A 20,678-nucleotide genomic window follows, 5' to 3' on the forward strand; every position below is an offset into this window, starting at 1 on the left:
CGGGGATGGGGAGCCCGTCGTCATGGCGGGAGGGACAGGGCGATCCGGTCGGGCCGGCCGCGGTCGAGGAGGATCCCCGATCCGCGCGCCCACCCCCGGCACGCAACCGAGGCGGGGAGGGGAGTGGCGGCGGCCAGGGCGCGCACGACGTCGGCAGAGGGGTCGAGGGCGATGAGGATCGCATCGGCGCGCGCCTCCAGACGCGGCCACGCCGACGAGGGGAGCACGGTGGCGCGCTCCGCGGCCTCGTCGAGGGTCAGATCGCCGGAGCGGGCGAGAGCGCGCAGAACGGGCTCGGGGTCGTCGGAGACGACGACCCAGGGGACGAGGGGGTCGGGCCGGTAGGGCGTCCAGTCGGCGCCGACGAGGAGAGGACCGACGCCGAGGGGGCCCGAGAGGGCCTCGGCGCGCACGGCCGCCCGCGCCTCCTCGAGGCCGCGGACCCGCCACGCGGCTCGATCCCCGGGAGGAAGACCCCCGGAGTCCCCGGGGATCGCCGGATTCGGCGGCTCCATCGGAACGGAGACGACGACCCCCGGGTCGTCCCCGGCTCGGACGAGGAGGGCCTGGCCGTCGGGCAGTGCGGGCGCCCGGCCCGGGCCCAGTCCCGCCCGCCATGCGGACTCATCGGAGTCGACCCGGACCAGACGGGTCGGGAACGCCCCCGGTCGGGCGATTCCGCCGCCGAGGCGGCCGGGCGTCCCCGCGACGAGGACGGCGCCGGAGCGCCGGGCGCTCTCGCACAGCCTGTCCCATTCCTCGTCGGCCCTGAACTGGCCGATCGCCGATGCCGCCCTCCCCAGGAGCGCCCCCAGGTCGTCGACGGCGAGGACCGACGGGCCGCGATCGCGGGCCTCCTCGAAGAGGCGCAGCGCGTCGGAGACGTCATCAGGATTCAGACGACTGGCCGCGCTCGCCAGGGGCTCGCACGAGCAGTGGTGGAGGGAGAGCCCGGTGGCGGCGCGGATCCGCTCGGCGATGCCGGCGACCCACGTTCGGGACAGCTCGGCCTCGTGGTCGCCGACCTCGACGCGGACCCACCCCGACGTCCACCGCCAGGGGGAGTGGGTCCCGGCGTCGATGCCGTCGACGAGCCCGAGCGCGATGCCCGAGCCGTCATCCGGATCGGTCGAGTCCGGGTGCGAACGGATCCACGCATCGAGGTCATCCCACGACCACGACGCGGGAACCTCCCGGGGCCACAGGGGCTCTAGATGCGGGGCCTGACGGGCGGAGACCGCCTCGATCTCGTCGAGGCACCGGTCGCGGTCCGCGATCCGCGAGAAGTGGACCGTCCGGATCCCCTCCGGGCCCGTGATGAGGGCCCGTCCGGGCGCCCGGGGCAGGCGAGCGGCTGCGTCGTCGCCGAGGACGTCGACGGAGTCGGCGGCCGACACCATGCGCAGGCCGATCCGCAACTCCATGTTGGCCCTCATCGAGGCGGATACGGCGCCCGAGGGGCGCTGGGTCGCGGCGATGAGGTGGAGTCCGAGGGACCTGCCCTGGGCGGCGAGGCGCATGAGATCGTCCATCGCCTCCGGGTGGGTATCGCAGAGCACCCGGAATTCGTCGACGACGACGAGGATCCTCGGCGGAGGGGCCGGCACCGCGGCTCCCGCCGACCCGGGAGCGCGGGATCGGCGCCACGCCGCCGACCACGCGACGACGTCGACGAAGCCGAGGTCGCGCAGGAGGCGCTCGCGGGAGCGCAGGAGCGAGGCGATGCCGCGAAGGGCCCGGCCCGTCGCAGCGGGGTCGAGATCGGTGAGGACGCACTCGGTGTGGGGCAGGCGCGCGAAGGCGGAGAACGTGGCGCCCCCCTTGTAGTCGATGAGGACGAGACGCAGGCGCTCGGGCCCGTACGACCGGCACATCGCCAGGACCCAGGTCTCCACGGCCACCGATTTGCCCGACCCCGTGCATCCGGCGACGAGGGCGTGGGGCCCCTCGACGACGAGATCGAGGACGACGGGGGACATCTCCCCGGAGGAGTCGCAGCAGACGGCGACGGGGACCGCCAGCCCGTCATCCGGGTCCCCGCGCGGCGGGGGGAGCATCGACGAGAGGGCCTCCCACGGGACGTCGCGGGGGAGGGGCGCGGACACGGGAGAGCGGACGGCCACCTGCCACCACCACAGCGGCGAGACCGGCGCGTCGGGGCAGTGGACGAGGCGATCGCACCAGGCCGGGGCCGCCGCGGCGCTCACGGCCGTGCCCACGTGCAGGGTCTGCGCGCCATCGGCCGACGACGCGCATCCGAGGCAGTCGTCGGACCCGCTGATGTGAATGGGATCGCCGCCCCCGGCGACGTCCCATCGGCTCGCGTCCTCGAGGACGATGCTCGCCCCACCCCGGGCGACGGCGATCTGAGCGGCGGCCCATCGGGCGCTCAGGGAGGCTCCGGGCCCGACGAACCCCGGGCTCGTCGAGGCGCCCTCGGGACCCCTCCCCGGGGTCGCCACCGTCAGCGAGTCGCGCGGGCGCCGCGACGGGCGGATCCACACGGGGACCGCCTCGGGTGAGGCGGCGCCTCCCGTGCGGGCCTGCGACGCGGCGACGACGAGGGCGAGACGGGCCCCGTCGGGCAGGGGGCGTCGAAGCCGGGCGGCGACGAGGAGGAGGACGGTTCCCGCGCCGATGGAGGCGACCGCGCCCAGGCCGAGGAGGGGCGAGTCGGCGACGGGAGCCAGACGCCACACGAGCAGCGGCCCCATGACGACGAGGGGGACGGCCCCCAGCCACCGGCGCGCTGCGATCCTCTTGGGAGGGCGCGCCCACGCCACCTCCTCGGGGCGGCGGCGCACGACGAACTCGTCCTCCCCCAGGCGCAGCCGATCGCCGGCTCGGAGTCGTCGACTGCGGCCCCGCCCGACTCCTCTCCACGGTCCGCGCCGGCGCCAGAAGGTCCCCGCGGTCGAGCCCAGGTCGGTGACGACGAGCTCATCGGGACGATCCCCCGGGATCAGGCGGGCGTGACGGCGGGAGACGCCGGGCGCGGTCAATGGCACCGGCCCGGAGCGCCCGATGTCCTCGCCCGGGGGGATGACGACCCCGATGTCGGGGCCCCGGACGCACGCGGCGTGCCAGTGGCTCGTCAACGCCGAGGCCGCGCGGGCCCTCGAGGGGGCTCTCGTCGTTCCTGTCATGGAAGAGATCCTCGGGCGTCTTCCGGGGCGCCCGCCATCACCGGCGAGGGGCCTGTGGAGGGGCGCGCCTCGGCGACGCCTGTGGAGGGGCCGGCCGCGGGGCGGGGGAGCGGGAGGGACCGAGAAGCGCGAGGGCGATGCGACAATGTCCCCATGACCCAGGCCCCCGATCTGCGCGACGTGCCCCCCCTGCCCGGGGACTCCGCGCGCGCCCGCCACGACGAGCTCGTCTCCCTCATCGAGAGCGCCCGTACCGCCTACTACGTCGACGACGCGCCCGTCCTCGCCGATGAGGAGTACGACCGGGCCTACCGGGAACTCGAGGAGCTCGAACGCGCCCACCCCGGCCTCGCCGGGCTCGACTCACCGACCGCGTCCGTCGGCGGGGCCCCCTCCTCGGCCTTCGCCCCCGTGCGCCACCTCCAGCAGATGACCAGCCTCGACGACGTGTTCTCCCTCGAGGAGCTCGCCGAATGGGCCGCCCGGGTCCGCACCGATCTGGGGATCGAGGACCTGCCGATGACGACGGAGGTCAAGGTCGACGGCCTGGCCGTCAACCTCCTCTACATCGACGGCGACCTCGTCCGCGCCGCCACCCGGGGGGATGGACGCGTCGGCGAGGACGTCACCGCGAACGTCCTCACCGTCACCGGGATCCCGCACCGCCTCGACGCCGCCGTCCCTCCTCGGCGCATCGAGATCAGGGGGGAGGTCTACTTCCCCGTCGCCGACTTCGCCGCCCTCAACGAGGCCCGGGTCGCCGCCGGCGAGAGGGCCTTCGTCAACCCCCGCAACGCGGCGGCGGGGTCCCTGCGCCAGAAGGACCCCGCGGTCACCGCGGCCAGGCCGCTGCGGATGATCGCCCACGGCGTTGGATTCGTCGAGCCGTCGAACGCCGCCCCGCCGTTGCCGATCACCCAGCACGAGTGGTACGCCCTCCTGGGCGACTGGGGGCTGCCGGTCTCGCCCCACACGCGGCTCCTCGTCGGAGCGGGCGCCATCGAGGAGCGGATCGCCGAGATCGGCCGGCGCCGCCACGACCTCGACCACGAGATCGACGGCGTCGTCGTCAAGATCGACGACCTCGCCCTCCAGCGCAGCCTCGGCACGACCTCGCGAGCCCCCAGGTGGGCGTGCGCCTACAAGTTCGCGCCGGAGGAAGTCCACACGCGCCTCCTCGACATCCGCGTCCAGGTCGGGCGCACCGGACGCGTCACCCCCTTCGGGGTCATGGAGTCCGTCCTCGTCGCCGGGTCGAACGTCAGCCGGGCGACCCTCCACAACGCCCAGGAGGTCGCCCGCAAAGGGGTCCTCATCGGCGACCTCGTCGTCCTGCGCAAGGCCGGCGACGTCATCCCCGAGATCGTCGCCCCCGTCGAGGCGGCGCGCAACGGGACCGAACGGGCTTTCGTCATGCCCACCGACTGCCCCTCGTGCGGCACCCCGATCGTCGCCGAGAAGGACGGCGACGTCGATCTGCGGTGCCCGAACAAGGCCGGCTGCCCCGCCCAGATCACCGAGCGGCTCGCCTTCATCGGGTCCCGTCAGGCCCTCGACATCGAGGGGCTCGGCGACGAGTCCGCACTGGCGTTGACCCAGCCGGAGGCCTCCCGCGACGAGGTCGTCGCCGCCCTGGCCTCCGGGGCGCCCGTCCAGATGGCCGACGGCTCCCTCCTGACGATCCCCGAGGACGACCGGCGCGGGGAGGACCACGCCGATCTCTTCGCCCGCATCGACGCGGTCCTGCCTGCCCGCCAGTCCCCGGTGCTCACCTCCGAGGCGGACCTGTTCGATCTGAGCGCCGAGGCCGTCCGCGACCTGCACGTGTGGCAGTGGGGGCCGCTGCTCCAGTCGAACCAGGCCGCGACGGGGCGCGTCGAGGGGTGGAAGCGCACGCGGGTCTTCTGGTCGTCGGGCGCGCGCAAGAAGGACGGGACGTTCCGCAAGGGCCAGGAGGAGCGCCCCTCGAAGGTCCTCGACTCGATGCTCGACCAGATCGAGGCAGCCAAGTCCCGCCCCCTATGGCGGATCCTCAACGCCCTGTCCATCCGCCACGTCGGGCCGACGAGCGCTCAGGCGCTGGCCGGGGCGTTCGGGTCGATGGACGCCCTGCGCGGGGCCGACATCGAGGCGCTCGCCGACGTCGACGGCGTCGGCGAGACGATCGCGCGCTCCCTCCTCGACTGGTTCGAGGCCGACTGGCACGTCGAGATCCTCCGGCGGTGGGAGGCCGCGGGGGTGCGGATGCGCGACGAGGAGCGCCGCGCGGTCTCGGACGTCCTCGCGGGGCTGACCGTCGTCGTGTCCGGCGCGATGCCCGGGTACGACCGCGAGGGCGCCAAGGAGGCCATCGCCGCCCGGGGCGGGCGGGCCTCGGGGTCGGTGTCGAAGAAGACCTCGCTCGTCGTCGCCGGTCCCGGGGCGGGGTCGAAGGCCGCCAGGGCCGAGGCGCTCGGCGTCCCCGTCATCGACGAGACGCTCTTCGACGCGCTCCTGGAGGGCGGGCCCTCCGCGGTCGGCGTCGACATCGCCGGCTGAGGGGCGCAGATCGCCGGCTGAGGGCGCCGCGGTGGCGACCCCGGGCGTCGGGCGGCGTCGTGTCGTAGGACCGGGGCCCGGGTTCTCGGCGGCCCCGGTCAGACGATGAATTCGAAGGGGTGCAGGAGGTGTTCGCCGATCCGGGTGAGCAGCGTCCGGCTCTCCCACTCGGCGAAGGTGTACCGCCGGGAGGTCGTCAGGTCGTTGTCGAAGATCTCCTCCATCCGCTCGGCCAGGCGGCGGGAGTGGAATTGCATGTTGACCTCGTAGTTGCCCCGCATCGAGAGCCGATCGATGTTCGCCGTCCCGATCGTCGACCACACGCCGTCGACCGTCATCGTCTTGGAGTGGACCATCGCGTGCTGGTAGAGCCAGATCTCGATCCCCTCGCGCAGGAGCTCCCCGTAATAGGGGCGGGCCACCCAGTCGGCCATGATGTGGTTGGAGTACTCGGGGATGAGGACCCGGATGCGCACCCCGCGCCGGGCCGCGGCCTTGAGGGCGTTGAGGATCTCCCGGTCGGGGATGAAGTAGGCGGTGGTGATGAGGATGCGGTCGGTGGCCCGCTCCATCGCGTCGATGTACATGCCGCGGATCGGGTAGAGCATCCGCTCGGGCAGGTTGAACGCGGCGGTCACCGCCGCGTTCCATTTGCGGGCCCCCCGGTCGGGCAGGACGGGCGCGCCCCTGGGGCGGAAGTGGTTCCAGAAGTCGACGAAGCCGTTCTCCAGCTCCCACACGGCGTCCCCGGTGACCCGCACGTGGGTGTCGCGCCACTCGTCGGCGAAGGGGTTGCCGATGTTGTAGCCGCCGATGAATCCGACGTCCCCGTCGACGACGAGGATCTTGCGGTGGTCCTGGCCGGTCTTGCGGATGTTGAAGGTGAACAGGCCCGAGCGCAGGGCGGGGAAGCGGCGCAGGTGGAGGTGGGGGAGGTCGGGGAAGCGGTAGAAGCGCGGGTCCTGGTTGAGGACGCCGAAGCCGTCCCACACGCAGAAGACGTCGACTCCCCGGCGGGCGGCGGCGATGAGGGCGTCCTTGAAGCGCGTCCCCCACTCGTCCGAGCGCCAGATGAAGGTCTCGAAGAACACGTGGTGCTCGGCGCCCTCGATGGCGGCGAGCATGTCGGAGTAGAGGGAGTGACCCTCGGTGTAGGTGCGCGCGTCCATCGACCCGATGGGGGTGTCGGCGGGGGGCAGCGCCGGGAACCCGTGGACGCCGCCGGGCACGCGCTGCTTGCGCATCCGGTCGACGGCGTGGACGGCGATGATGGCGCCGGCCTGGGCGATCCCGACTCCCAGGGCGATCCTCTTGAGGACGGTCCACGTCGAACGGGGCCGGGGAAGTCGCCATGAGATCGCCATGGGGGACAGGGTAGTGGGTGCGCGGACGGGCGCGCACCGCAGCGGAGGGGCGCGCACCTCGGCGGGTGGGACCGGGCCGGTGGGCGCGGGTAGGATGCGGGTCATGCCACGTATTAGCACTGACGAGGTCGCCCGCGTCGCGGGCCTGGCCCATATCGCCCTGACCCCGGAGGAGATCGAGCGCTTCGCCGGCGAGCTCGACGTCATCGCCGACTCGGTCGCCAAGGTCGCCGAGGTCGCCACCGACGAGATCCCGGCGACCTCCCACCCGATCCCGTTGACGAACGTCCTGCGCGACGACGTCGTCGCCCAGACCCTCGATCGCGACGAGGTCCTGTCCCAGGCCCCGGCGGCCCAGGACGGGATGTTCCTCGTCCCTCAGATCCTCGGGGAGGAATGATGAACGACCTGCTCGCCAAGTCCGCCCTCGAACTGGCCGATCTGCTGGCCTCCGGCGAGATCACCTCCGTCGAGCTGACGGGCGCGTGCCTCGACCGGATCGACGCGCTCAACCCTCGGATCAACGCGTTCCTCCATGTCGACCGCGAGGGCGCGCTCGCCGCCGCGGCCGACGTCGACGCCCGACGCGCCGCGGGGGAGGAGCTCCACCGCCTCGCGGGGGTCCCCATCGCGCTGAAGGACAACATGGTCGCGCGCGGGATGCCGACGACGTGCGCCTCGAAGATCCTCGGGGATTGGCGCCCACCCTACGACGCGACCGTCGTCACCCGCATCCGCGAGGCGGGGATGCCGATCGTCGGCAAGACGAACATGGACGAGTTCGCCATGGGGTCGTCGACCGAGCACTCGGCGTTCGGGCCGACCCTCAACCCGTGGGATGTCGAGCGCATCCCCGGCGGCTCCGGGGGAGGTTCGGCGGCGGCGGTCGCCGCGTTCATGGTGCCGCTGGCGCTGGGCTCGGACACGGGCGGGTCGATCCGCCAGCCCGGGTCGGTCACGGGGACGGTCGGCGCCAAGCCGACCTACGGGGCGGTGTCGCGCTACGGCCTCATCGCCATGGCCTCCTCCCTCGATCAGATCGGCCCGGTGACCCGCACGGTGGCGGACGCGGCCGCGCTGACCGAGGTCATCGGCGGGCACGACCCCCTCGACTCGACCTCCCTGGACGAGCCGGTGGGGGCCCTGGTCGACGCCGTGTCCGCGGTGTCGGCCGCGGGGCGCGTCGAGGGGCTGCGCGTCGGCGTCGTCAAGGAGCTGTCCGGGGAGGGGTACCAGGACGAGGTCCTCGCCGCGTTCACCTCGACCGTCGAGGGGCTGCGCGCCGCGGGCGCCGAGATCGTCGAGGTCTCGTGCCCGAGCTTCGACTACGCGCTGGCCGCCTACTACCTCATCATGCCCGCCGAGGTGTCCTCGAACCTCGCGCGCTTCGACGGGATGCGCTACGGCATCCGGGTCGAGCCGACGGACGTCCCGGTGACGGCGGCGTCGGTGATGGCGGCGACGCGGGAGGCCGGTTTCGGCGACGAGGTCAAGCGGCGGATCATCCTGGGCACGCATGTGCTGTCGGCCGGCTATTTCGACGCCTACTACGGGTCGGCGCAGAAGGTGCGCACGCTGATCCAGCGCGATTTCGCGCGGGTGTTCGACGAGGTCGACGTCCTCGTGTCCCCGACGGCGCCGACCACCGCGTTCAGGTTCGGGGAGAAGACCGACGACCCGATGGCGATGTACCTCAACGACATCGCGACGATCCCGGCGAATCTGGCGGGCGTGCCCGCGATGAGCGTGCCGAACGCGGTGAGCGCCGAGGGGCTGCCGATCGGCTTCCAGATCATCGCGCCGGCGCACGCGGATCTGAGGATGTACGAGGTCGCCCAGCTCGTCGAGACACTGAGCGGCGACGTGGCGGGCGCGTGCCCGGCGGCGCAGTGGGAGGAGAAGTGATGAGCGAGCTCATGGACTACGACGAGGTCGTCGCCGGATTCGACCCGGTTCTGGGGATCGAGGTCCACGTCGAGCTGGGGACGGCGACGAAGATGTTCGACGCGGCGCCCAACGCCTTCGGCGGGGACCCGAACACGTACGTCACCCCGGTGTCCCTGGGGCTGCCCGGGTCGCTGCCGGTCGTCAACCGGACGGCGGTGGAGTACGCGATCCGCATCGGGCTGGCCCTCAACTGCCGGATCGCCGAGCACTGCCGTTTCGCGCGCAAGAACTACTTCTACCCGGATCTGACGAAGGCGTTCCAGACGTCCCAGTCGGACGAGCCGATCGCCTACGACGGCCATGTCGACGTCGAGCTGGAGGACGGGACGGTGTTCCGCGTCGAGATCGAACGGGCGCACATGGAGGAGGACGCGGGCAAGAACACGCACATCGGCGGCGCCGACGGGCGCATTCAGGGCGCCGATCACTCCTTGGTGGACTACAACCGGGCGGGCGTTCCCCTCGTTGAGATCGTCACCCGTCCGATCCTGGGGGCGGGGTCCCGCGCCCCGGAGGTGGCGGCCGCCTACGTTCAGACCCTGCGCGACATCTTCCGAGCGCTGGGGGTCTCCGAGGCGCGCATGGAGCGCGGCAACGTCCGCGCCGACGTCAACGTGTCGCTGCGCCCGGGCCCGGACGCCCCGTTGGGGACGCGCACGGAGACGAAGAACGTCAATTCGTTCCGCGGGATTGCGGCGGCGGTGCGCTACGAGATGCAGCGCCAGGGCCGGATCCTCGCCGACGGCGGGTCCGTCGTCCAGGAGACCCGTCACTTCCACGAGGAGGACGGGTCGACGTCGGCGGGCCGGGAGAAGTCGGACGCGGAGGACTACCGCTACTTCCCGGAGCCGGATCTGGTGCCGGTCGCGCCTTCCCGCGAGTGGGTCGAGGAGATCCGCGCGTCCCTGCCGGAGCTGCCGGTGGCCAAGCGCCGCCGTCTGCGCCAGGAGTGGGGTTTCGCGGACATGGAGATGCGCGACGTCGTCAACGCCGGTGCCGTGGAGCTCATCGAGGCGACGGTGGCGGCGGGGGCGTCTGCGGCCGCGGCCCGCAAGTGGTGGATGGGCGAGCTGTCTCGGCGCGCGAAGGAGCGCGAGACGGCGCTGGAGGAGATGCCGGTGACGCCCGCGCAGGTCGCCGAGCTTCAGGGGCTCGTGGATTCGGGCCGGATCAACGACAAGCTGGCCCGTCAGGTCCTCGAGGGCGTGCTCGCGGGCGAGGGGTCTGCGACGGATGTTGTCGAGGCCCGTGGGCTCGAGGTGGTCTCGGACGACGGGGCGCTGTCGGCGGCCGTTCGCGAGGCGCTGGAGGCGAATCCGGATGTCGTGGAGAAGATCAGGGGCGGCAAGGTCGCGGCGGCGGGGGCGCTCGTCGGCGCGGTGATGAAGGCGACGCGCGGCCAGGCGGATGCGGCGCGCGTGCGCGAGCTCATCATGGAGATGATCGGCGCCTGATCGTCGCGTCGCGGGGCCCCGCCGGGAGGATCGGCGGGGCCCCGCCGTTTGCTCACCGGGGGGCGGGGGATCTGCGAGGATGGGGGGAGTTCGTCGTGCCGATCGGTCCTGATGCGAAAGGGTGTGGTGATGGTGGGAGTCCTTCGTCTGTCGGTTGGGATGTGGAGTCTGGTCTTCGGCATCGCGGCACTGGTGCTGCGGCACATCCCCACCCTGATCCTCCGTCCCGTCGTCGAATCGGGCGGGATGAGCCCGGTGAGTCGGCCGGTCCTCCTTCTCACCGATGCGTTGAGCATGGCCTCCCAGTTGTGCCTCGTCGTGTGCGGGGCGCTCGTCGCCGTGATGATCGCGCGGGCGTCGGGTCGTCGTGCCGACGGATCGTCGGGGCCGGCGGCGCCGGTCGGTCCGGTCCTCGACGAGGAGGAGTCCGGCCTCGACGGGTGAGGAGACGGGTGAGTCCGCGGCGGTCGGCCCATGGGGGCGGGCCGCCGCTTCGTCTGCGGGGCCGTGGTTCGACACCCGCTGCGCGCGTGGGATCTCGGCGGCGCAGCGTCGTGCGGGCCTTTCTCCATGAGTTCAAGTTATGAAGTCAAGATTACAGATAGATTACATTCCGTGAAAATAAGGGGTGGGCGCCCCCGGGAGGACGCACACTATCCGCTGAAGGGGAACCGGAGTCGAGAACACGACGCCGCCCCATCGACGCCACCCGGTCCACAGTTCAGCGGAGAGCTCATGACTGAATCACCACGCGAACGCATCATCTTGGAGATGCGCTCCATCACGAAGGTCTTCCCGGGGGTCATCGCCCTCGACGACGTCAACCTCCAGGTGCGCCACGCGCAGATCCACGCGATCTGCGGGGAGAACGGAGCCGGCAAATCCACCCTGATGAAAGTGCTCTCGGGCGTCCACCCCCACGGGAGCTACTCCGGGCAGATCCTCTACGACGGCCAGGAGATGCGCTTCGCCAGCATCCGCGACTCCGAGCGCGCCGGCATCGTCATCATCCACCAGGAACTCGCCCTCATCCCCCAGCTCTCCGTCGCCGAGAACATGTTCATGGGCAACGAGGTCAAGAAGAACGGCGTCATCGACTGGAACGCCACCCGCTCCCTCGCCCGCAAGTACATGGCCGAAGTCGGCCTCGACGAGCACCCCGACACCCTCATCAAGGACATCGGCGTCGGCAAGCAGCAGCTCGTCGAAATCGCCAAGGCCCTCGCCAAGGACGTCCGGCTCCTCATCCTCGACGAGCCAACCTCGGCCCTCAACGAAGAGGAATCCGCCCACCTCCTCGACCTCATGCGCAAGCAGCGCGAACGCGGCGTCGCCATGATCATGATCTCCCACAAGCTCGACGAGGTCGCCGCCGTCTCCGACGCCATCACCGTCATCCGCGACGGCAAGACCGTCGGCTGGATCGACGCCGCCGACGACGGGGGCATCGACCAGGACCGGATCATCAGCCTGATGGTCGGCCGCTCCCTCGACAACAGGTACCCCGACCACGAACCGCACATCGGCCCCGTCAAATTCGAGATCCGCGACTGGTGGGTCCGCCACCCCCTCAACGCCGAGCGCTTCGTCTGCAAGGGGTCCTCCCTCGACGCCCGCGCCGGAGAAGTCGTCGGCATCGCCGGACTCATGGGCGCCGGGCGCACCGAGCTCGCCCGATCCGTCTTCGGCCGCTCCTACGGCGTCTACGAATCCGGCCAGATCCTCATCGACGGACAGCCCGTGCGCGCCGCCTCCGTCCCCGAGGCCATCGACGCCGGGATCGCCTACCTGCCCGAGGACCGCAAGATGCTCGGCCTCAACCTCCTCGAACTCATCCACGAATCCGTCGTGTCCGCCAAGCCCTCGAAGATCCTGCGCCGCGGCGCCCTCGACATCGAGGCCGGCAAGGCCCACGCCGAGCAGTACCGCAAGGACCTGCGCATCAAGGCGCCGTCGGTGACCACCGGGGTCTCCACCCTGTCGGGGGGCAACCAGCAGAAGGTCGTCCTCGCCAAGTGGATGTTCACCGACCCCGAGGTCCTCATCCTCGACGAGCCCACCCGCGGCATCGACGTCGGCGCCAAGTACGAGATCTACACCTTCATCCACGCCCTCGCCGCGCAGGGCAAGGCGGTCATCGTCATCTCCTCCGAACTCCCCGAGCTCCTGGGGATCACCGACCGGATCTACACGATCTTCGAAGGAGAGGTCACCGGGTGCGTGCCCACCGCGCAGGCCACCCAGGAGAGCCTCATGCACTTGATGACCAGCCACACCGCCCACTGACCCCGTCATACGACCATCAAAGGACCCACTTCGATGAAGAAGGACTTCACAGCACTCTTCGGCGGCGACTTCCGCCAGATCGGCATGATCGCCGCGCTCGCGGCCATCGCGCTGTTCTTCCAGTTCCAAACGGGGGGCAAGGTCTTCCAGGCCCAGAACCTGATGAACCTCGTCATGGGCAACACCTACGTCCTCGTCCTGGCCATCGGCATGGTGCTCGTCATCATCGCCGGGCACATCGACCTGTCGGTCGGCTCGGTCGCCGCCACCGTCGGCATCGTCGTCGCCGTGGCCATGCGCGACTGGAGCCTCAACCCCTGGCTCGCCATCGCCCTGGGCATCGGCGTGGGCCTCGTCATCGGGGCCTGGCAGGGCTTCTGGGTCGCCACCTGGGGGATCCCCGCGTTCATCGTCACCCTCGGCGGCATGCTCCTCTTCCGCGGCGTCAACCAGCTCATCGGCAAGTCGCTGACCGTTCCCGTCCCCGAGCTCTTCCAAACCCTCGGCGCCGGGTACCTGCCCGACATCGCCCCCGACGTCATCCCCTTCAACCTGCCGACGATGATCCTCGCCGTCCTGGCCGCCGCCGCGATCGCCTGGGCCGAGTGGAACGGCCACCGCAACCGCCGCCAGTTCGAGGCCGATCCCACACCCGTGTGGGTCCCCGTCGTGCGCGCCCTCGTCATCGGCGGCATCATCATCGCCTTCGGATGGATCTTCGCCACCGGGCGCCCCGGCACCTCCTTCCCCATCCCCGGCGTCATCGTCGTCGTCCTCGCCGTCGTCTACTCCTTCATCGCCGATCGCACCGTCCTGGGACGCTCGATCTACGCGATCGGCGGCAACAAGGCCGCCGCCGAGCTCACCGGCGTCAAGGTCGTCAAGACGAACTTCTTCGTCATCTGCAACTCGGCGTTCCTCGCCGCCCTCGCCGGAATGCTCTTCATCGGCCGATCGACCGCCTCGGGCCCCGCCGACGGCAACGCCTGGGAGCTCGACGCGATCGCCGCGGTCTTCATCGGCGGAGCCGCCGTGTCCGGCGGCGTCGGCACGATCATGGGAACCATGGTCGGCGCCCTCGTCATGGCCTTCCTCAACAACGGCCTCCAGCTCCTGGGCGTCGGCTCCGATCTCACGCAGATCATCAAGGGCCTCGTCCTCCTCCTGGCGGTCGCGGTCGACGTCTACTCCAAGCGGCAGGGCAAGCGCTCGATCATCGGGATGTTCCAGAACGCCGCCGAGCAGCGCAAACAGCTCCGCAGCCCCGCGGAGCCCACGCCTTCCGGTTCCTCCGACTGAAGGGACCGAGGGCGCCCGCCCGGGCGCCCGAGCACCGGGGGAACCCGGACCGCGCCGGTCGATCGGCCGATGCGGCAGTCATCGAAACACTGATCCGTCAATCACGACATGTGGAGTGGAGACAATGAAGACTCTCAAGACCGCGGCAGCGGTGCTCGCCATCGCCGCGACCACCATGACCATGAGCGCGTGCGGAGCGCGCGACACGTCCGCCCCCGCCTCGGGCGGCGAATCGGCCCCCGCCGAGGGCGCGATCTCCGTGGGCATCGCCATGCCCCAGAAGACCTCGCAGAACTGGGTCGAGGCCGAGGACATGTTCAAGGAGAACTGCGCCGAGCAGGGGATCGACTGCACGATCCAGTTCGCCAACGGCGGCGTCGCCGAGCAGCAGAACCAGGTGTCCGCCATGATCGAGAACGGCGTGCAGGTCCTCGTCATCGGCGCCATCGACGGCTCCCAGCTCGGCACCCAGCTCAAGGCCGCCAAGGATGCCGGCATCACAGTCGTCGCCTACGACCGCCTCCTGACCAACACCACCGACCTCGACTACTACATCGCCTACGACAACTTCGGCGTCGGTCAGCTCCAGGGCCAGGCCCTCCTCGAGGGCCTGGAGGCCAAGGCCGGCGAGGGCCCGTGGGACATCGAACTGTTCGGCGGGTCCCCCGACGACTCGAACTCCCTGAAGTTCTTCGGCGGCGCCATGGACGTCCTCCAGCCCAAGATCGACGACGGCACCGTCGTCGTCAAGTCCGGGCAGGCGGAGTTCACCCAGGTCGCCACCCAGGGCTGGCTGCCCAAGAACGCCCAGGACCGGATGGCGGCCCTGCTGACCTCGACCTACCAGGGCGACGAGGTCCCCGACGGCGTCCTGTCGCCCAACGACACCCTCGGGCGCGCGATCATCACCGCCGTCGAGCAGGCCGGCAAGCCCGTCCCGGTCGTCACCGGCCAGGACTCCGAGGACGAGTCCGTCACCCTCGTCACCCAGGGCAAGCAGTACTCGACGATCTTCAAGGACACCCGTCCGCTGGTGAAGTCCACGATCGCGCTGGCCATCGAACTGGCCAAGGGCGCGGCCGAGCCCAAGGTCGACGGCGCAACCCTCGACTCCGAGCAGTACGAGTCGATGGCCGGCAACCCCGTCAAGTCCTTCCTCCTGACTCCCCAGATCGTCACCGCCGACAACGCGGCCGACGTCTACAAGGACGACGCCCACCGCATGGAGCTCGTCAACGCGGCCAAGTGAGGCCCGGCGTTCCCGGCGGGCCGACCGCCCGCCGGGAACGCCGACCCCGAACATCCGATGGCCCTCCCTCCGCCCGCGCGGAGGGAGGGCCATCGGCCGTGAAAGGTCCCATTATCGGTTACCGGCGCAACGGGATCCTCGATGCCCCGGTGATCGCGGCGATGACCTCCTCCGTCGTCGACTCGTAGGCGTCGAAGGACCCGTTGTTGCGTCCGTGGCGCAGGACCTCGATCCGGTCGGCGACGGCGTGGACGTCGACGAGGTTGTGGGAGATGTAGACGACGCCCAGACCCATGTCCCGCAGGCGCTCGATATGCACGAGCACCTCCGCGGTCTGCGAGATCGACATCGACGCCGTCGGCTCGTCGAGGATCACGAGCCTCGGCTCGGTGACGAGGGTGCGGGCCACGGCCACGCACTGGCGCTGGCCCGCGGTCAGGCGGTGCAAGGGGACGCGGACGTCGGGGATCCTCGACCCGAGGCGGTCGAGGTAGTCGCGGGCGAGGAACTCCATCTCGTCCTCGTCGAGGAGGCCGCCGGTGAAGCGCTCTCGCCCGAGGAAGATGTTCGAGGCGACGTCCAGGTTCTCGCACAGCGCCGTCTCCTGGAACACCGTGGCGATCCCCAGCCGCAGCGCCTGCTGGGCTGACGACAGGACGACGGGCTCCCCCTCGAAGAGGATCCGCCCCGCGTCGGGCGAGACGACGCCCGACAGGACCCGGGCCAGCGTCGACTTGCCCGCCGCGTTGTCGCCGACGAGGGCGACGACCTCGTGGCCCCCCACGGCGAAGTCGACGTCGATGAGGGCCTCAACCCCGCCGAACCGCTTGGTCAGGCCGTGGACCTCGAGAAGAGGGGAGGGGCGTTCCATGGGTCCTCCTAACTGGTCAGTGCGTACGTCGGGATGAATTCGTCGGCGGCCAACGACAGCGCGCCCAGGGGCTCGGCGTCGGCGCCGAGAGCGGAGGCGACGACCTCGACGCCCGCCGCCCGCGCGAAGGGCCGGGCCGTCAGGGCCTCGCGGATCGGCGCGAGCAGCAGCTCCCCGGCCTCCATCAGCTCCCCGCCGACGGCGACCCGCTCGACCCCGGTGACGATGACGGCGTCCGCCAGGACCGCCCCGATCGACGTCCCCGCGTCGACGAGGACCTGTCGGCACCCCGGATCGCCGTTGATCGCCCCCGACAGGAGGTCCTGAAGGGTCATCGGGCCGCGCGACAGGCGCAGGAGGTCGACGAGCGCATCGGCCCCGACGACGGTGTTGAGGCAGCCGCGCGATCCGCACGCGCAGATCGGGCCGGTCGGGCTGACGACGACGTGCCCGATCTCCCCGGCGATGCCACCGGGGCCGGCGTGAAGCCGCCCGTCGAGGAGGATGCCCGCGCCGGTGTGGTACGAGGCGCGCACGTAGACGCACGAGGAGGTCCCCCGCAGGGCGCCGAGCCGGTTCTCGGCGATGACCGCCGCGTTCGCGTCGTTCTCGATGATCACGCCCTTGCCCAGACGAGCGGACAGGACCTCGGGGATGTCGACGTCCTCCCACCCGCGCATGATCCCCGGCAGCGAGATCCTGCGGGTCGCCGGATCGACCGGGGCGGGGACCGTGACGCCCACGCCCGCGAGATCATCCGGGCCGGCCGCGGAGGACTCCAGGAGGTCCATGATTAGCAGGGCCGCGCGGTCGAGGGTCGCGTCGATCCGATGATCGGCGGGCAGGGGCATCGTCTGACGCAGGTCGACGCTGCCCGACGAGTCCGCCAGGCACAGGCGCAAGGAGCGGCGGCCGATCGCCAATCCGGCCACCAGGGTCGAGGAGCGGGCGAGGGTGACGAGCTGAGCGCGCCTGCCCGAGCGGATCGTACTCTGCAGGTCGACAGCCCCCTGGGAGGCAAGCTGCTTGACGATGTTCGAGATCGTCGCGGGCGCCAGCCCCGTGGCGGCCGATAACTCGACCTGGGTGATCCTCCCGTAGCGCTTGACGGCCTCGAGAACGCGCGCGGCATTCGCCTCCCTCAGGGAGGACTGCGACCCCGCGGGGGCGTTCTTCGTCGGCACCTCATCAGGATAGCGAGTGGCCGGCGGCGCGCGGGGACGTCGTCGCGGCAGGGCAGAGCGTGTGACTGCGGGCGGCCGAACTCCTAGACTGACGGGACCGTATCCGCGACGAGGCGTTGACACAGGAGACGACTTCATGTTCCATCGGCTGGCACTGAGGGCCTCCCAGACCCACACGGTCGGGATCCTCGTGATCGTCACAGCGCTCTTCTTCCACGCGGTCACGGGCGGGCACATGCTCGTCGCATCGAATCTGCAGAACATCGTCACGGCCAACGCCCATATCGTCGTCCTGACGATCGGCATGGTCCTCGTCGTGACGATCAACCAGCTCGACGTGTCGGTCGGATCGGTCGCGGCCTTCGCGTCGATGTCGGCCGCCGTGGCGATCGCATCCTGGGGGGTGCCGTGGTGGGGCGGGATGATTCTCGGCCTGTGCGTCGGAGCCGGCGTCGGCGCGATACAGGGGCTGTTCGTCTCGCGACTGCGGATCCCGGCCCTCATCGTGACGATCGTCGGGATGCTCGTCTTACGCGGGGCGGTCCAGTGGGCCTCCCAATCCCTGTCCCTGCCCGTCCCCCGCGAGTTCACGGTCCTCGGCGCCGGTTATCTGCCCGACTGGGGGAGGGTCGTGGGCGTCGACGCCGCGACCCTCGTCTTCGGGGCCGTTGTCGCCGCCGTCGTCGTGGCCTGGCGCCTCGTCTCGCATGCGCGGCGCTCCCGCAGACTGGGGATCGAGGCGGGCGCGCGCGGCGTCAGGATCGAGTGCGCGGCCGTCGTCGTCGCCGCGGGGGTCCTCGTGTGGCTCTTCGGCACGGGGCGGGAGGGGACGTCCTTCCCGGTGCCCGGCGTGGTCATCGTCGTCCTCGTCCTCGTCTACGAGGTGGTGTCCAAGCGCACGGCGTTCGGTCGGCACGTCAGGGCGGTCGGCGGGAACCTGCGGGCGGCCGAGCTGTCGGGCGTCGACGTCACGAGGGTCCAGATGCTCGTCATGGTCAACATGGGGGCGCTCGCGGCGCTCGCGGGACTGATGTTCGCGGGGCGCTCGACCGCGGCGGGCCCGCAGGACGGGATGGGGTGGGAGCTCGACGCCATCGTCGCCGTGTTCATCGGGGGCGCGGCGATCTCCGGCGGGCGGGGCTCGATCATGGGCGCGGTCATGGGCGCGGCTCTCATGGGGGTCCTCGTCAACGGCCTTCTGCTGGTGGGGGTCGGTTCGGATCGCGCGCAGGTCGTCAAGGGACTGGTGCTCCTCGTCGCGGTGACGCTGGACGCCGTGCGGCGCCGGGGCGCCGAGGACGAGCCCAGGACGAGGCCGCTGCTGACCACGTGAGCCGAGCGCGGAGCGGGGCCGGGTGATGGACTTGGCATTCAGAGCGCGGATGCGGATGCCTACGATGGGGGGCGGTATGCGTTCGCGCCTCGGCAGTGAAGGAATCCTCAGATGCGTAATTCCCCCTCGTACACGGCCTCCTACCGCTTGACGGTTGAGGAGTCTCGGACCTCGATCGCCGGCGTCGTCGACGCGGTCGCCGCCACGGGGGCCGAGGTCAAGGGCTTCGACGTCGCGGACTCGGATCGCGGGCGCCTCGTCATCGACTTGACCTGCGACATGCGCAACTCCGAGCACCGTCGCGAGGTGCGCGCCGCCCTCGCGGCCCTGCCCGGCGTGTCCGTCTCGTCGGTGGCCGACCAGACCTTCATGTCCCATATCGGCGGCAAGATCGAGATCTCCTCGAAGGTCCCGCTGCGCAACCGCGACGACCTGTCGCGCGCCTACACCCCCGGGGTCGCTCGCGTGTGCACGGCGATCCACGACATGCCGCAGAAGGCCCACCTGCTGACGATGAAGGCAAACACCGTGGCGGTCGTCTCCGACGGGACTGCGGTGCTCGGCCTGGGCGACATCGGGCCAGAGGCCGCGCTGCCGGTAATGGAGGGCAAGGCGGTCCTCTTCAAGGAGTTCGGCGGAGTCGACGCCTGGCCGGTGGTCCTCGACACGAAGGACACCGAGGAGATCATCTCGATCGTCAAGGCGATCGCCCCGGCCTATGGCGGCATCAACCTGGAGGATATCTCCGCGCCCCGGTGCTTCGAGATCGAGGAGCGCCTGCGCGCCGAGCTCGACATCCCCGTCTTCCACGACGATCAGCACGGCACCGCCATCGTCGTCCTCGCCGCCCTGATCAACGCCCTCAAGCTCGTCGGCAAGAGGATCGAGGACGTGCGGATTGTCGTCTCGGGCGTGGGGGCCGCGGGCAATGCGATCATCCGGCTCCTGCTGGCCCAGGGCGCGCGGGACATCGTCGGGTACGGACGGACGGGCGCGCTGGCCGCGGACGACACCGAGGGGATGCACCCGTCGCGCAAGGCGCTGGCGGAGGCGACGAACCCGCGCCTGGTGCACGGCGGCCTGCGCGAGGGGCTCGTCGACGCGGACGTGTTCATCGGGGTGTCGCAGGGCGACATCCTCACCGGCGACGACATCGCGACGATGGCGCAGGACGCGATCGTCTTCGCGTTGGCGAATCCGACCCCCGAGGTCGATCCGATCGCTGCGGCCGAGCACGCCGCGATCGTGGCGACGGGTCGGTCGGACTTCGCCAATCAGATCAACAACGTGCTGGCGTTCCCCGGCCTGTTCCGGGGGTTGTTGGATGCGAAGGTCAAGGAGATCACGACGGAGCTGCTGCGCGTGGCCGCGGTGGCGATCGCCGAGGTGATCTCCTCCGACGAGTTGAGCGCGAACTACATCATCCCGGGCGTTTTCGACGAGCGGGTGGCTCCCGCGGTTTCGCGGGAGGTTCGTCGGGCGGTTCGTGATCTGCCGACGGTCGATATCCCGGTTCAGGAGGATCTGCGAGTGGAGTGAGCGCGCGGCTCGTCGCGTTCTGGCTGGCGGCGGCCTTGTTCCCGTGGTGGGAGCGGGCCGCCGTCGGCATGTGCGGGAGCCGTTGTTTGGGGGAGATCCGACATCCCATTCCGTATCTGATCCCGTGCGCTTGCGTCCCATCCCATTGGTTGCGTCTCATCCCATCCGCTGCGTCCCATCCCATCCGCTTCCCATTCGTTGCGTCCTATCCCATCCGCTTCCCATTCGTTGCGTCCTATCCCATCGGCTGCGTCCCATCCCATCCGCCTGTGGGGGATGGTTTTCGTTGGCTTGGAGGCCCCGTCGGTCGCATGCCCCATGCGCCAGCGCTTGGGCTAACAGCAACTGCACAATCCCGAGCAAGGAGTGGTGTCTTTCAGCCTCCGTGATCCCCTCTGCGTGCGGGTGGGTGGGGTGTTTTTTGGCTGGTGCTTTCTTTCGTGTGGGTGGGTGCGTTGTGTGTTGTGG

14 protein-coding genes are annotated in these 20,678 nt (G+C 70.9%); 10 read left to right on the forward strand and 4 right to left on the reverse strand.

The features are described 5' to 3' along the window. Nucleotides 1-20: 20 nt before the first annotated feature. Nucleotides 21-3,146, reverse strand: a complete 3,126-nt coding sequence (locus tag M3T53_RS09195; protein WP_272434222.1) for an FtsK/SpoIIIE domain-containing protein — start codon at nt 3,144-3,146, stop codon at nt 21-23. Nucleotides 3,147-3,299: 153 nt separating this feature from the next. Between M3T53_RS09195 and ligA the strand changes: the two genes are divergently transcribed. Continuing rightward, entirely contained in the window at nt 3,300-5,684 is a 2,385-nt protein-coding gene (gene ligA, locus M3T53_RS09200; protein WP_272434223.1) for an NAD-dependent DNA ligase LigA, read from the forward strand. 98 nt (nt 5,685-5,782) lie between these two features. Here ligA and M3T53_RS09205 read toward each other — a convergent pair whose 3' ends face one another. After that, entirely contained in the window at nt 5,783-7,048 is a 1,266-nt protein-coding gene (locus M3T53_RS09205; RefSeq protein ID WP_272434224.1) for a phospholipase D-like domain-containing protein, read from the reverse strand. Nucleotides 7,049-7,151: 103 nt separating this feature from the next. On the opposite strand from M3T53_RS09205, the gene gatC reads away from it, so the two are divergent. The 7 genes from gatC to M3T53_RS09240 all read left to right on the forward strand — a co-directional run bounded on the left by gatC (nt 7,152) and on the right by M3T53_RS09240 (nt 15,283). Continuing rightward, entirely contained in the window at nt 7,152-7,448 is a 297-nt protein-coding gene (gene gatC / locus M3T53_RS09210; RefSeq protein ID WP_272434225.1) for an Asp-tRNA(Asn)/Glu-tRNA(Gln) amidotransferase subunit GatC, read from the forward strand. Continuing rightward, nucleotides 7,448-8,953, forward strand: a complete 1,506-nt coding sequence (gene gatA, locus M3T53_RS09215) for an Asp-tRNA(Asn)/Glu-tRNA(Gln) amidotransferase subunit GatA (RefSeq protein WP_272434226.1) — start codon at nt 7,448-7,450, stop codon at nt 8,951-8,953. Before gatC ends, gatA begins: the two co-directional genes overlap by 1 nt. Beyond that, a complete protein-coding gene (gene gatB / locus M3T53_RS09220; RefSeq protein ID WP_272434227.1) occupies nt 8,953-10,449 on the forward strand; it encodes an Asp-tRNA(Asn)/Glu-tRNA(Gln) amidotransferase subunit GatB in 1,497 nt (498 codons plus the stop codon). The genes gatA and gatB overlap by 1 nt, the downstream gene beginning before the upstream one ends. A gap of 129 nt (nt 10,450-10,578) precedes the next feature. Next, nucleotides 10,579-10,893: a hypothetical protein gene (locus M3T53_RS09225; protein WP_272434228.1), complete on the forward strand. Its 315-nt coding sequence runs from the start codon at nt 10,579-10,581 to the stop codon at nt 10,891-10,893. Between the two features lie 291 nt (nt 10,894-11,184). Continuing rightward, nucleotides 11,185-12,735 carry a sugar ABC transporter ATP-binding protein gene (locus M3T53_RS09230; RefSeq protein ID WP_272434229.1) on the forward strand — a complete coding sequence of 517 codons (1,551 nt, stop codon included), beginning with the start codon at nt 11,185-11,187 and terminating at the stop codon, nt 12,733-12,735. A gap of 33 nt (nt 12,736-12,768) precedes the next feature. Continuing rightward, the gene (locus M3T53_RS09235) at nt 12,769-14,034 is read left to right on the forward strand and encodes an ABC transporter permease subunit (protein ID WP_272434230.1); all 1,266 of its coding nucleotides are present in this window, start codon (nt 12,769-12,771) and stop codon (nt 14,032-14,034) included. Between the two features lie 124 nt (nt 14,035-14,158). Beyond that, nucleotides 14,159-15,283 carry a substrate-binding domain-containing protein gene (locus tag M3T53_RS09240; RefSeq protein WP_272434231.1) on the forward strand — a complete coding sequence of 375 codons (1,125 nt, stop codon included), beginning with the start codon at nt 14,159-14,161 and terminating at the stop codon, nt 15,281-15,283. Nucleotides 15,284-15,401: 118 nt separating this feature from the next. Here the strand turns inward: M3T53_RS09240 and M3T53_RS09245 are convergent, their stop codons facing one another. After that, nucleotides 15,402-16,154 (reverse strand): ATP-binding cassette domain-containing protein, encoded by a 753-nt coding sequence (locus tag M3T53_RS09245; RefSeq protein ID WP_272434232.1) that lies wholly within the window; start codon nt 16,152-16,154, stop codon nt 15,402-15,404. Between the two features lie 8 nt (nt 16,155-16,162). Continuing rightward, nucleotides 16,163-17,338 (reverse strand): ROK family transcriptional regulator, encoded by a 1,176-nt coding sequence (locus M3T53_RS09250; RefSeq protein WP_272434233.1) that lies wholly within the window; start codon nt 17,336-17,338, stop codon nt 16,163-16,165. A 136-nt stretch (nt 17,339-17,474) separates the two neighbouring features. On the opposite strand from M3T53_RS09250, the gene M3T53_RS09255 reads away from it, so the two are divergent. Together M3T53_RS09255 and M3T53_RS09260 are read left to right on the forward strand one after the other, a co-directional pair. After that, nucleotides 17,475-18,671 carry an ABC transporter permease subunit gene (locus M3T53_RS09255; protein ID WP_272434234.1) on the forward strand — a complete coding sequence of 399 codons (1,197 nt, stop codon included), beginning with the start codon at nt 17,475-17,477 and terminating at the stop codon, nt 18,669-18,671. A gap of 111 nt (nt 18,672-18,782) precedes the next feature. Beyond that, a complete protein-coding gene (locus M3T53_RS09260) occupies nt 18,783-20,210 on the forward strand; it encodes an NAD-dependent malic enzyme (RefSeq protein WP_272434235.1) in 1,428 nt (475 codons plus the stop codon). Nucleotides 20,211-20,678 lie beyond the last annotated feature (468 nt).

The sequence above is a fragment of the Actinomyces sp. B33 genome, from assembly GCF_028437565.1.
Classification (GTDB): domain Bacteria; phylum Actinomycetota; class Actinomycetes; order Actinomycetales; family Actinomycetaceae; genus Pauljensenia.

Bases quoted from the DNA above. Each gene is read 5' to 3' on its own strand.
- M3T53_RS09195 (WP_272434222.1), bottom strand. From the start codon at position 3,146: ATGACAGGAACGACGAGAGCCCCCTCGAGGGCCCGCGCGGCCTCGGCG.
- ligA (WP_272434223.1), top strand. From the start codon at position 3,300: ATGACCCAGGCCCCCGATCTGCGCGACGTGCCCCCCCTGCCCGGGGAC.
- M3T53_RS09205 (WP_272434224.1), bottom strand. From the start codon at position 7,048: ATGGCGATCTCATGGCGACTTCCCCGGCCCCGTTCGACGTGGACCGTC.
- gatC (WP_272434225.1), top strand. From the start codon at position 7,152: ATGCCACGTATTAGCACTGACGAGGTCGCCCGCGTCGCGGGCCTGGCC.
- gatA (WP_272434226.1), top strand. From the start codon at position 7,448: ATGAACGACCTGCTCGCCAAGTCCGCCCTCGAACTGGCCGATCTGCTG.
- gatB (WP_272434227.1), top strand. From the start codon at position 8,953: ATGAGCGAGCTCATGGACTACGACGAGGTCGTCGCCGGATTCGACCCG.
- M3T53_RS09225 (WP_272434228.1), top strand. From the start codon at position 10,579: ATGGTGGGAGTCCTTCGTCTGTCGGTTGGGATGTGGAGTCTGGTCTTC.
- M3T53_RS09230 (WP_272434229.1), top strand. From the start codon at position 11,185: ATGACTGAATCACCACGCGAACGCATCATCTTGGAGATGCGCTCCATC.
- M3T53_RS09235 (WP_272434230.1), top strand. From the start codon at position 12,769: ATGAAGAAGGACTTCACAGCACTCTTCGGCGGCGACTTCCGCCAGATC.
- M3T53_RS09240 (WP_272434231.1), top strand. From the start codon at position 14,159: ATGAAGACTCTCAAGACCGCGGCAGCGGTGCTCGCCATCGCCGCGACC.
- M3T53_RS09245 (WP_272434232.1), bottom strand. From the start codon at position 16,154: ATGGAACGCCCCTCCCCTCTTCTCGAGGTCCACGGCCTGACCAAGCGG.
- M3T53_RS09255 (WP_272434234.1), top strand. From the start codon at position 17,475: ATGTTCCATCGGCTGGCACTGAGGGCCTCCCAGACCCACACGGTCGGG.
- M3T53_RS09260 (WP_272434235.1), top strand. From the start codon at position 18,783: ATGCGTAATTCCCCCTCGTACACGGCCTCCTACCGCTTGACGGTTGAG.